The 11,929-nt window shown below is 71.2% G+C and carries 11 protein-coding genes; 5 read left to right on the top strand and 6 right to left on the bottom strand.

What is annotated here, in order from left to right:
* Positions 1–99: 99 nt before the first annotated feature.
* Complete coding sequence (locus tag Q0863_RS10445; protein ID WP_298577815.1) at positions 100–1,044, top strand: integron integrase; 945 nt, start codon at positions 100–102, stop codon at positions 1,042–1,044.
* A 61-nt stretch (positions 1,045–1,105) separates the two neighbouring features.
* On the opposite strand, the gene Q0863_RS10440 is transcribed toward Q0863_RS10445, so the two are convergent.
* Complete coding sequence (locus Q0863_RS10440) at positions 1,106–1,582, bottom strand: Lrp/AsnC family transcriptional regulator (RefSeq protein ID WP_298577791.1); 477 nt, start codon at positions 1,580–1,582, stop codon at positions 1,106–1,108.
* Between the two features lie 160 nt (positions 1,583–1,742).
* On the opposite strand from Q0863_RS10440, the gene phhA reads away from it, so the two are divergent.
* The 4 genes from phhA (at position 1,743) to Q0863_RS10420 (ending at position 7,288) form a co-directional block, all read left to right on the top strand.
* The gene (gene phhA, locus Q0863_RS10435; RefSeq protein WP_298577790.1) at positions 1,743–2,636 is read left to right on the top strand and encodes a phenylalanine 4-monooxygenase; all 894 of its coding nucleotides are present in this window, start codon (positions 1,743–1,745) and stop codon (positions 2,634–2,636) included.
* A gap of 228 nt (positions 2,637–2,864) precedes the next feature.
* Positions 2,865–4,061 carry an amino acid aminotransferase gene (locus Q0863_RS10430; RefSeq protein WP_298577789.1) on the top strand — a complete coding sequence of 399 codons (1,197 nt, stop codon included), beginning with the start codon at positions 2,865–2,867 and terminating at the stop codon, positions 4,059–4,061.
* A gap of 330 nt (positions 4,062–4,391) precedes the next feature.
* Complete coding sequence (locus Q0863_RS10425) at positions 4,392–6,497, top strand: TonB-dependent receptor (RefSeq protein WP_298577788.1); 2,106 nt, start codon at positions 4,392–4,394, stop codon at positions 6,495–6,497.
* Positions 6,498–6,586: 89 nt separating this feature from the next.
* Positions 6,587–7,288 carry a 2OG-Fe(II) oxygenase gene (locus tag Q0863_RS10420; RefSeq protein ID WP_298577787.1) on the top strand — a complete coding sequence of 234 codons (702 nt, stop codon included), beginning with the start codon at positions 6,587–6,589 and terminating at the stop codon, positions 7,286–7,288.
* A gap of 72 nt (positions 7,289–7,360) precedes the next feature.
* Here the strand turns inward: Q0863_RS10420 and Q0863_RS10415 are convergent, their stop codons facing one another.
* The 5 genes from Q0863_RS10415 to Q0863_RS10395 form a co-directional block, all read right to left on the bottom strand.
* Positions 7,361–7,801 carry a response regulator gene (locus Q0863_RS10415; protein ID WP_298577785.1) on the bottom strand — a complete coding sequence of 147 codons (441 nt, stop codon included), beginning with the start codon at positions 7,799–7,801 and terminating at the stop codon, positions 7,361–7,363.
* Entirely contained in the window at positions 7,791–8,822 is a 1,032-nt protein-coding gene (locus tag Q0863_RS10410; RefSeq protein WP_298577784.1) for an ATP-binding protein, read from the bottom strand. Before Q0863_RS10410 ends, Q0863_RS10415 begins: the two co-directional genes overlap by 11 nt.
* Positions 8,823–8,930: 108 nt before the next feature.
* The gene (locus Q0863_RS10405) at positions 8,931–10,031 is read right to left on the bottom strand and encodes a PA0069 family radical SAM protein (protein WP_298577782.1); all 1,101 of its coding nucleotides are present in this window, start codon (positions 10,029–10,031) and stop codon (positions 8,931–8,933) included.
* A gap of 101 nt (positions 10,032–10,132) precedes the next feature.
* The gene (locus tag Q0863_RS10400) at positions 10,133–10,765 is read right to left on the bottom strand and encodes a response regulator transcription factor (protein ID WP_298577781.1); all 633 of its coding nucleotides are present in this window, start codon (positions 10,763–10,765) and stop codon (positions 10,133–10,135) included.
* A complete protein-coding gene (locus Q0863_RS10395) occupies positions 10,762–11,865 on the bottom strand; it encodes a histidine kinase (RefSeq protein WP_298577780.1) in 1,104 nt (367 codons plus the stop codon). The genes Q0863_RS10400 and Q0863_RS10395 overlap by 4 nt, the downstream gene beginning before the upstream one ends.
* Between the last annotated feature and the right edge of the window lie 64 nt (positions 11,866–11,929).

Genomic DNA, 11,929 nt, shown 5'->3' with positions numbered 1-11,929 from the left:
TCGCATGGCGTCCGTTCGGTGTGTGGAAACGCGAACGTACCGCCATCGCCGGGGAGGCGGCGATATGAGTTTTCAGATTCGCCCGCGAGCAGGCCGCGCCTGTTGGACGAAGTTCGCGGCCGCTTGCGGCTGGAACGCTACAGCTTGCGTACCGAGCACGCATACCTCTACTGGATTCGCCGCTATATCCGTGAGAACGGCGTCCGCCACCCGCGCGAGTTGGGCGGTCCGGCGGTGGAGCGGTTCCTGACCAATCTGGCGGTGCGCGACAGGGTGGCGCCCAGCACCCAGAACCAGGCGTTGGCGGCGCTGCTGTTCCTCTACCGCAAGGTGCTGCTGCTGGACCTGCCGTGGATGGAGGACGTGGTGCGCGCCAAGCGCCAGCCGCGACTGCCTGTGGTGCTGTCGCGCGCGGAAGCCTCGGAACTGCTGCGGCACATGGCAGGCCGGGATGCGTTGATGGCCGGGCTGCTGTACGGCAGTGGCCTGCGGTTGATGGAGTGCCTGCGCCTGCGGGTCAAGGACGTGGACTTCGCCCGCAACGAGATCACGGTCCGCGAGGGCAAGGGCGGCAAGGATCGCAAGACCGTGCTGCCCGGTCGGCTGCACCAGGCATTGCAGCTGCAGCTGGCGGAGGTGCGTGCGCTGCATGCGCAGGACCTCGATGCCGGCCACGGGGCCGTGCAGTTGCCGCATGCGCTGGCCCGCAAGTATCGGCAGGCGGCATGGCTGCTGGACTGGCAGTTCGTGTTCCCGGCGACGCGGCGTTCGAACGATCCGCTCGACGGGCAGGAGAAGCGCCACCATCTCGACCCCGGCGTCCTGCAGCAGGCGGTGCGCCGTGCGGCGCGGGCCTGCGGTTTCAGCAAGCCGGTCACGCCGCATACGCTGCGTCACAGCTTCGCCACCCATCTGCTCGAGGCCGGCGCCGACCTGCGCACGATCCAGGAGCTGCTGGGACACAAGGATGTCAGCACTACGCAGGTCTACACCCATGTCCTCAACCGGGGCCCCGCTGGCGTGCTCAGTCCGCTGGATCGTTGACGCCTCTACGACATGACGGCATGGCGAAGCACCGGCGGGACTGCCGACTCGCCGGGAGACGTCAGGAAGCTGGCAGGGGCAGGCCGCGGAAGGCCTTGACCGTGCGCAGCACGAAGCTGGAGTTGACGTCGGCCACGCCGGCCTGGGCCAGCAGCTTGTCGAGCAGGAAGCGCGAGAAGTGCTCCAGCCCGCCGACCGCCACGTGCAGCAGGTAGTCCATGTCGCCGGTGAGCGCATGGCAGGCCACCACTTCGGGCCAGTCGTTGACGTGGGCGGCGAAGGCGGCGATGGATGCCGCATCGTGGCGCGCCAGATGCACGCGCACGAAGGCCTGCAGGCCCAGGCCCAGGCGATCCCCATCGAGTTCGGCGCGATAGCCGGCGATCACCCCCTCGCGCTCGAGCCGCTGCACGCGGCGCAGGCACGCCGAGGCGGACAGGTGCACGCGTTCGGCCAGTTCGGCATTGGTCTGGCGGCCTGCCCGCTGCAGCTCGGCCAGGAGCATCAGATCGGTGCGATCGAGGTGGATTGCCGCCATTTCATGCTCCAGATCCTGCCGTTGCGCAACAATCCTGCGCCATCGCCGCGCCTGTGTGCAACTTTGCAAGCCTGTTGCGCGCCGGCCCGGCTACCCTGCGGTGAGATCCCCTCCAACGCGCCCCGTCCCGGCGGCAGGCGCCCAGCGCCGGAGTCGAGCCATGTCCCTGCAACAGCCGCGTCGCGTCGAGAACCTGCACACCGACAAGGGCAAGGTGCCGGTCTATGCGACCGGCATCGTCGCGCAGCCCTGGGACGACTACACCGCCGAGGACCACGCCACCTGGGCCACCCTGTTCGAACGGCAGCGCGAGATCCTGCCCGGTCGCGCCAGCCAGGCCTTCCTGCACGCGCAGGACGCCATGGGCATGAGCCCGCACGCGATCCCCCGCTACACCGAGCTCAACCGGGTGCTGGGCGAGGCCACCGGCTGGCAGCTGATCGGCGTGGAAGGCCTGCTGCCGGAGCTGGATTTCTTCGACCACCTGGCCAATCGCCGCTTCCCGGTGACCTGGTGGATCCGCAAGCCCGACCAGATCGACTACATCGAAGAGCCCGACCTGTTCCACGATCTGTTCGGCCACGTGCCGCTGCTGATGGATCCGCTGTTCGCCGACTACATGCAGGCCTACGGCCGCGGCGGGGTCAAGGCGCACGCCATCGGCCCCGATGCGCTGCAGAACCTGACGCGGCTGTACTGGTACACCGTCGAGTTCGGCCTGATCCGCGAGGCCGAGGGCCTGCGCATCTACGGCAGCGGCATCGTGTCCTCGAAGGGCGAGTCGATCCACGCGCTCGAAAGCGATGCCCCCAACCGCATCGGCTTCGACCTGGAGCGGATCATGCGCACGCGCTACCGCATCGACAGCTACCAGAAGACCTATTTCGTGATCGACAGCTTCGAGCAGCTGATCGAGGCCACCCGGCCGGACTTCACCCCGATCTACGCGCGCCTGGCCGACCAGCCGTCGATCCCGGCCGGCGAGATCCTCGCCACCGACCAGGTCCTGCAGCGCGGCACGGGTGCAGGCTGGGCCAGCGACGGGGACGTGTAGCCCGGGGGCTTGCGGGGCCGCATCGCACAGCGTGGTTCGCCGCGCGCTCGACCCTGCACCGCCACGGTCCGCCACCCGCGGACGGTCGTTCGGGGCAGCCGGCACCCGGCCGCCGACCTCGACGGTTCCGTCCGCAACCGCCCGGGCCCGCGTCCACGCAACTGCTAGAATCACGCGGTTTTTCGCCGCATGCCGGCGCCCCTCCCCTTCCTTCTGCGACGACTTGCCGTGCCCTTTTTCGCGAATGTTGAACTGGTTCCCGGTGATCCGATCCTGGGCCTGACCGAGGCCTACAACGCCGACACCCGCGCCACGCGCGTCAACCTCGGCGTGGGCATCTACTACGACGAGGACGGCCGCATTCCGGTGCTGGGCGCGGTGCAGCAGGTCGAGCGCCAGCTGGCCGAAGCCAGCAAGCCGCGCGGCTACCTGCCGATCGACGGCATGCCCGACTACACGCGCGCCACCCGCGAACTGCTGTTCGGCGCCGGGTCGCCGCTGATCGCCGAGGGCCGCGCCGCGACCACCCAGACCATCGGCGGCAGCGGCGCGCTGCGCACCGGCGCGGAACTGCTGAAGAAGGCGCTGCCGTTCGCGCGCATCGCGATCAGCAATCCGAGCTGGGAAAACCACCGTGCGGTGTTCGGCGCGGTCGGTTTCGAAGTCGTGGACTACACCTACTTCGACGCGGCGGCGCACGGGCTCGACTTCGACGGCATGCTCGCCGACCTGCGCAGGCTCGAGGCCGGCACCGTGGTGCTGCTGCACGCCTGCTGCCACAACCCCACCGGCGCCGACCTGACCGCGCCGCAATGGGAACAGGTGATTGCGCTGCTGCACGAGCGCAACCTGTTTCCGTTCATCGACATGGCCTACCAGGGCTTCGACCGCGGGATTGCCGAGGACGCACTGGCGATCCGCCTGCTGGCTGCCTCGCCGATCCGCAACTTCGTCGTCGCCAGTTCGTACTCGAAGTCGTTCTCGCTGTACGGCGAGCGCGTCGGCGCCTTGACCGTGGTCAGCGACAGCGCCGACGAGAGCAAGCGCGTGCAGTCGCAGATCAAGCGCCTGATCCGCGCGAACTACTCCAGCCCGTCCACGCACGGCGCGGCGCTGGTGGCCGGCGTACTCAACGATCCGGCGCTGCGCGCACAGTGGGAGGACGAACTGGGGCAGATGCGCACACGCATCCACGCCCTGCGTGCGGGCCTGGTCGAACGACTGGCTGCGCACGGCGCGCCGCAATACGGCTTCATCGAGCGCCAGGCCGGCATGTTCTCGTACTCGGGCCTGTCGAAGGCGCAGGTGGATCGCCTGCGCGAGGAGTTCGGCATCTACGCCGTCGGCACCGGGCGTATCTGCGTGGCCGCGCTGAGCGCGAAGAACCTGGACTACGTGGCGCAGGCGGTGGCGGCGGTCAGCTGAGCGGGCCGGCGGCGACCTGGTGCCGGACTCGAGCCTCGCGGTCGTTTCCATGCGCGGTCGCGGCGCGGGTTGCACCCGTCGCCTCATGCGCATCCCGCATGACGCCCTCTGCCGGCACCGACTGAAAGCGGGGATGTGGTGCACGCGTGCGCCCGGTCCCGGCGCCGTGCGATCCACCAATGCTGCGCAGTCCCACCACGCAGGTGGCCTGCCACGACGACCCGTTCATGCCGCGCGCCGGACACTGCCGACGATGATTCCCCGCCTCCTTTCATGATGCCCGCGATCCGTTCAGGGCACCGCCGCCGCCACCTGCGCGGGCGGTTGCCGATGCTCCTGGCGCTGGCGCTGCCGGCCGCTGCACTGTCCGCAGCCGAGCCCGTTGCGCTCACCCTCGACCGCATCGAGGTGTCCGCCGCGCGATTGCAGCGGGTCGCGCCGTTCGACGTGCCCGCGTCCTTCGATCGCATCGAACTCGACGGTGGCGAGGCCGGCGCCGGCGTGGCGGTGTCCGAGGCGCTGGCCGGCGTGCCCGGGCTCGCCGCGCGCGAGCGGCAGAATTTCGCCCAGGACACGCAGCTGTCGATCCGCGGATTCGGCGCGCGTTCCACCTTTGGCGTGCGCGGGCTGCGGCTGTACGCAGACGGGATCCCGGCGACCATGCCCGACGGCCAGGGCCAGGTCTCGCATTTCGTGCTGGCGGGCGCCGAGCGCGTCGAGGTGCTGCGTGGTCCGTTCTCCGCGCTGCACGGCAACTCGTCCGGCGGCGTGGTGCAGATCTTCAGCGCGGACGGGGACGCGCCCACGCGCGGCCACCTGCAGGCGAGCGCGGGACGCGACGCTGCCCGCGCGATCACGGCCAGCCTGCGCGGCGCCGGCGACGTGCTGGGTTACGCGCTGGCGGCCAGTCACTTCGAGACCGACGGCTGGCGCGACCACAGCGCCGCGCGGCGCAGCTGGCTCAACCTCAAGCTGCATGCGCCGCTGCCGCGCGACGGCCGCCTGCAGCTGGTGGCCAATCATTTCGATGCGCCCGGCGCGCTCGATCCGCTGGGCCTGTCCTGGGACCAGGTGCAGGACGATCCGCGCCAGGCCACCGCGGTCGCCACGCAGTACCGCACGCGCAAGTCGGCGCGCCAGGACCAGCTGGGCCTGCGCTGGGAGCAGCCGCTGGCGGGTGGCCATGCGCTCGAGGCCATGAGCTACGGCGGGCGTCGCGAGATCGAGCAGTTCCTGTCGGTGCCGGTGGGCGCGCAGGGCAATCCGCTCAGCTCCGGCGGCGTGATCGACCTGGACAACGACTACGGCGGCGTCGACCTGCGCTGGCGTTGGTCCGGGTCGCTGGCCGGGCGTGCGCTCGAGTTCACCGCCGGCGGCAACGCCGACCGCCAGCGCCAGCACCGGCGCGGCTACGAGAACTTCGTCGGCGACACGCTGGGCGTGCGCGGCGCGCTGCGGCGCGACGAGCGCAACCGCGTCGACAACCGCGATCTCTACGCGCAGGCCTGGTGGCAGTTCGCGCAGCGGTGGTCGCTGCTGGCCGGCGTGCGCCGCAGCCAGCTGCGCTTCGAGTCGAGCGACCGCTACATCACCGCCAGCAATCCCGACGACAGCGGCCGCGTGGACTACGCCGAGACGACGCCGGTGCTGGGGCTCATCTTCGCGCCGGCGCAGGACTGGCGCGTGTATGCCTCGGCGGGGCGCGGCTTCGAGACGCCCACCTTCAACGAACTGGGTTACCGCGCCGACGGCGGCGCCGGGCTGGCGTTCGACCTCGCGCCAGCGACGAGCCGCAACCTCGAACTCGGCGCCAAGTGGCGCAGCGACGGCGGCGCGCACGTGGAGGCGGCGCTGTTCCGCGCCGACACCGACGACGAACTGGCGGTCGCGCGCAACGTCGGCGGCCGCAGCAGCTACCGCAACGTCGGCCGCGCGCGGCGCGAGGGCGCCGAACTCTCGGCGACGCTGCCGCTCGCCGAGGCCTGGTCGCTGCGGCTGGCCTGGACCTGGCTGGACGCACGCTTCCGCGACGCGTTCCCGATCTGTACCGGGGCCGGCTGCACCGACCCGTCGGTCCTGGTCGCGGCCGGGACAACGATCCCCGGTACCGCGCGACGCCAGGGCCATCTTCGCCTGCAGTGGCAGCCGCGCGACTGGCAGCTTGCGCTCGAAGCCACCGGCAGTTCGTCGATCAGCGTCAGCGACACCGGCGCCCGGCACGCACCGGGCCACGTGCTGCTGCATCTGCAAGCCGCGCGCGACTGGCGCACCGCGCACGGGCGGCTGCGCGGTTTCGCCCGCCTCGACAACGTGTTCGACCGCGGCCATGTCGGGTCGGTCATCGTCAACGAAGGCAACGGCCGCTACTACGAACCCGGTCCCGGCCGCGGGCTGCTGCTGGGGCTGCGCTGGGACTGGCAGGCGCGCGCAGACTGAACCACGGCGACGCGTCCGCGACCGGGGCGGGCGCCTGGCTGGACGCACATGCGCGGTCGGCATGGCCGCGCCAGCGCTAGAATCGGGCCGTGCATCCCCCCGACTTCATCGAGGTGTATCCGGGCGCGCTGGCGACCGAGGCCTGTGCGGCGATCGTGGCGCGGCTGCGCGCCAGCGATGCGCTGCAGCCCGGCCAGGTGGGCGGCGGCGTGCATCCCGAGCTCAAGCACAGCCGCGACCTCTCCATCAGCGACCGACCCGACTGGGCCGATGTCGCGCAGGCGCTCAACGTCGCCGTGTATGGCGGCCTGCTGGCCTACCTGCGCCGCTATCCGCAGGCCCTGGTCGCGCCACTGATGCTGCAGCAGCCCGACGGCAACGGCGGGCTGCGTCGCCTCTCGGCCGAGGACCTCGCCGCGCTCGACGATCGCGCGCTCGGCCAGCTGGCGCGCACCTGCCTGCGCCCGGGTCCGGTCAACCTGCAGTGGTACCGCGCCGGCGAAGGCGGCTATCCCTACTGGCACTGCGAGCTGTACCCGCGCGTAGGCGATGGCGACACCCTGCACCGCCACCTGCTGTGGACGCTCTATCTCAACGACGGCTTCGAAGGCGGCGAGACCGAATTCCTGTTCCAGCAGCGCAGGATCGAACCCCGCACCGGCCACCTGCTGATCGCGCCGACCGCCTTTACCCATACCCACCGCGGCAATCGCCCGCAGGGCCGGGACAAGTTCATCGCCACCAGCTGGATCCTGTTCCAGCGCGCGGAGGCGCTGTACGGGGCCGGATAGGCGGATCCGCCGTTGCAGGCGCGCATCATCCCGCGTCGCGGGAGCGGCGCCAGCCGCGACCGGAGTCCGGCCTCAGCCGGCCACGCGCGGCTGGTTGAGCACCAGCCAGTACAGCCCGATCTGCTTGACCACGCCGACGAACTGGTCGAACTCCACCGGCTTGCGGATGTAGCTGTTCACGCCCAGCGCGTAGGTGGCCTCGACGTCGAAAGGCTCGTCGCTGGTGGTCAGCACCACCACCGGCAGCGAGCGGGTCCGCGCATCGCCGCGGATCGCCTGCAGCACCTCGCGTCCGTCGATCTTGGGCAGGTTGAGGTCCAGCAACACGATCGCCGGCAGCTGGCTCACGTCGCGCGAGCCGTGCGCGCCGCGCGCGAACAGGTAGTCCAGCGCCTCCGCCCCGTCGCGCACCACCACCAGCTGCCGATCGATGCCGGCCTCGGAAAAGGCGATGCGGGTCAGCTCCGCGTCGTCCGGGTTGTCTTCGATCAGCAGGATCTCGCTATGCGTCATTGCGCTCATCCAGGTCGCGACCGGTCGCGGCCGGCAGGTCGATGAAAAAGGTGCTGCCCTGGCCGGGACGCGACGTGCCCCGGATCCGGCCCCCATGGCGCTCGGCGACCAGTTGCGCGATCGCCAGGCCGAGGCCGTTGCCGCCCCCCTGTTCCGATCCATGCAGGCGCTGGAAGGGAACGAACAGCTTGTCAGCATAACGCATGTCGAAACCGCAGCCGGCATCGTGCACGGCCAGCTGCAGGCGGTCTTCGGCGACCGTTCCCTCGACGCGGATGTCGACGTGATCGCGCGTCGCCGAGAATTTCCAGGCGTTGTCCAGCAGGTGCCCCAGCATCGTCTTGAGCCAGTGTTCGTCGCCGCGGGCGAACAGGTCCGGCGCCACCTCGATCTGCGCCTTGCGCGCGGGGTTGGCATCGCGCAGTTCGCCGGCCACCCAGTCGCACAGCAAGCTCACGTCGACCTCGTCCGCGCGCAGCGGCTGCCGCGCCGCGCGCAGCAGTTCCAGCAGCCCGTCGACCAGATGTTCGGCACGCATCGCGGCCGCACGGATGCGGGCGAGGTCGGTTCTTCCGGATTCGGACACCGCGCCCGACTCGTCCAGGCGCGCCGCGAACCCGGCGATGCTGCGCAGCGGTGCGCGCAGATCGTGGGAGATGCCGTGGCCCAGGTGCTCCTGCATCCGCTCCGTGGCCGCACGCGCCTGCGCACCCGCATCGACATCCAGCTGCAGCAGCAGTCCGCCCGCTGCCAGGCGCACCAGCGACAGCCGCCAGGCTTGGCCGTCCGCTCGCTCCACGGTGAAGCCGCGACGCGGCTCGCCTCCGGCCAGCGCCGCGTCGATGCGCTGCGCGGTGTCCACGTCGAACACGGTCTCGTGCGCGCGCGTCCCCAGCAGTTCCGCGGCCGGCGTTCCGAGCTGCGTGCACAGCGCCGGATTGGCCGAGCGCCACGCGCCATCGGGCGCGAGCAGCGCCAGGCCAGCGTCGGCCTGGGCAAACGCTTCCTGATACAAGGACACATCAACCTGCACGATCGGTCACGTCGAGACGGCAAGAGCGCCGGCGGCCGACAGTCTACGGAACAACGGTGTGCAGGGTCGGTGCAGGATCGGTGAAACAGGCGGCCTTCAGAACAGCCGGCCCTGGTCGCCGGCGGCGGCGGGCGCGCGGAAGCGGCCGCATTCCAGCGGCGGCAGCCGGCCATAGCCCAGCCGTCGCCGCGCGCGCTGGAAACGCGCCTGGATCAGCTCCGCGAACGGCCCCTGCCCGCGCATCCGGGTGCCGTATCCGCTGTCGTAGTCGCGGCCGCCGCGCATCTGCTGGACCAGGCTCATCACGTGCGCGGCGCGGTCGGGATGGTGCAGCTGCAACCATTCGCGCCAGATCTCCTTGAGCTCGTGCGGCAGCCGCAGCAGCACGTAGCCGGCCGACCGGGCGCCGGCCGCGTGCGCGGCCTCCAGGATCGCCTCGATCTCGTGGTCGTTGATCTTCGGGATCACCGGCGCGGCCATCACCCCGACCGGAATGCCGGCCTCGGCGACCTGCCGCATTGCCCGCAGCCTGGCGTGCGGCGCAGAGGCGCGCGGCTCCATCGTCGCCGACAGCCGGTTGTCGAGCGTGGTCACCGAGAAATGCACGGTCACCAGGCCCTGCTCCGCCAGCGGCGCCAGCAGGTCGAGGTCGCGCGTGACCAGCGCGTTCTTGGTCAACAGGCTGAACGGATGCTGGAATTCGGCCATCACCTCGATCAGCGACCGCGTGATCCGGTAGCGGCGTTCGATCGGCTGGTAGGCATCGGTGTTGATGCCCAGCGCGATCGGCGAACAGCGGTAGCCCTTGCGCGAGAACTCGGCGCGCAGCCGCTCGGCCGCGTTGGTCTTGGCGAACAGGCGGGTCTCGAAGTCGAGTCCCGGCGACAGCTGGAGGTAGGCGTGCGACGGCCGCGCGAAGCAGTACACGCAGCCGTGCTCGCAGCCGCGGTAGGGATTGACCGACTGGCTGAAGCCGACGTCGGGCGAATCGTTGCGGCTGACGATGCCGCGCGCGGTCTCCTCGTGCACGCGGGTGTCGGGATGCGGCGCGGGATCGGTCTCGTCGCGCGCCTGCAGGCAGTCCCAGCCGTCGTCCTCGGCGTGCACGGTGGCGGTCTCGTAGCGGCCGGGCACGTAGGAGGCCGCGCCGCGGCCCTTGAGCGGCGCGGCGGGCACGGCCCTGGCTTTGGTCGCCATCGACATCGGCGCAGTGTGCGGCAGCGTCGTCTCAGCCGTTGCGACAACTCCGGAGACTGGCCAGCCACCCCGCACCACCGCGCCCGGCCACGACGGAGCGTTCAGATCACCCGCAGGGTGATCGCCTTCAACACCGCTCGGGTGCGGTCGCGGGTGTCGAGCTTGTCGAGGATGGCCGAGACATAGTTCTTCACCGTGCCCTCGGCGAGGAACAGCGAGCGGGCGATCTCGCGATTGGAGTAGCCGCCCGCGAGCAGGCGCAGGATCGCGACCTCCCGGACGCTGAAGGGTTCAGCGGGCGCATCGGCGGCGTGGTAGCGATAGCGCGCGCGCACAGGGCCGGTACTCACCGGCTGCAGCAGCGCCTCGCCGGCGGCGATGCGCACGATGGCCTCGCGCAGGTCTTGCGGCGCGGCGTCCTTGAGCAGGAAACCCTGCGCGCCGGCATCGGTGGCACGCAGCAGCAGGTCGCTGTCGTCGAAGGTGGTGAGCAGCAGCACCGGGGTGGCGTCGCCGCGTTCGCGCAGCCGCACCAGGGCTTCGATGCCGTCGATCCCGGGCATGCGGATGTCGCTGAGCACCACATCGACCGGGCTGGTGGCGAGGCCGTCGAGGAGCGCCGCGCCATCGTCCGCTTCGAAGGCGATGGCGATCCCCTGGCGTTCGAGCAGGGCGCGCAGTCCCGCACGCACCAGCGCCTGGTCGTCGGCGAGCGCGATCCGAGGCGCGCTCATGCAGGCAGGCTCGCATCGATGCGCATCCCGCCGCACGCCGATACCGACAGCGCCAGGGTGCCGCCAGCCTCGGCCAGGCGCTCGCGCATTCCCGACAGGCCGTTGCCCTCGCGCAGCGGCACCTGCGCGCGGCCGTCATCCTCGATCGTGACCGCGATGCGGCCGCTCTCCTGCCGGATCGCCACGTGCAGATGGCGGGCCTGCCCGTGGCGGGCGGCATTGGTCAGCGCCTCCTGCACCATGCGCAGCAGGACTTCCGCGGTGCCCGCCTCCTCGACGCAGACGTCATCGGCCATCGCCAGCCGCAGCGACGGGCGCGGGAACGGCGCGGCGATGGCGTGCAGCGCGGTGGCGAGGTCGAGGCCGCGATCGTGGCGCAGCGCCTGCACCACCTGCCGCAGGTCCGCCATCAGCTCGGCGGCCATCGTCCGCGCGACCTGCAGTTCCGCGCGTCCGGCCAGCGCCGGCACGTCGGCCAGTGCCCGCAGGTTCAGCGTCAGGGCGGTGAGCCGGTGCCCGGCCACGTCATGCAGCTCGCGCGCGACCCGCATCCGCTCCGCGTCGCGGATGCTGTCGCTCAGCAAGGCGCGGGTGGCAAGGAGATCGGCGTTGACCTGGGCAAGGCGATCGCGCGCGAGTTCGGTGCCACGCGCGTAGTAGGCCACCAGCGCGGCGAACCCCTGGAATCCCAGGAACACGCCGACGGCGTGGCCGGGGGCGCCGTGGCCGCCCGCACGGAGCACCAGGTACAGGGCCAGGTTCAGCAGTGCGGCCATCACCAGCACCCGCCAGGCCGGGTAGTCCACGGCCAGCGCCGCGACCAGCACCACGACCAGGATCGGCGACGTACCGGTGCGCGGGGCGAGGGCCACCACCGCCATCGCGCAGGCCACAAGTACCACGTAGCCGGCCACGCGCAGTCGCGGGCGCGACCCCAGCCGGTCCAGCAGCAGCAGGATGGTCCCGAACAGCCCCAGCAATCCCCACCCGAGCGGTCGCTGCGCGCCCAGTTCCCCATGGATCGACCAGGCGACGGTCGCCAGCGTCACCAGGGCGGCGAGGGTCAGCGGTTGCAGCAGCGGCTTGAGCTGGCCGTGCATGGCAGGCCTCCGGGTCGGACGGCCATCCTGCGGCCCGCGGCGCCGCACGGCAACGACACGCCCG

The organism is uncultured Luteimonas sp., assembly GCF_947492465.1.
Classification (GTDB): Bacteria; Pseudomonadota; Gammaproteobacteria; order Xanthomonadales; family Xanthomonadaceae; genus Luteimonas.
Note: the sequence above shows the minus strand (reverse complement) of the source record. Positions and strands in the feature narration are given on the sequence as shown.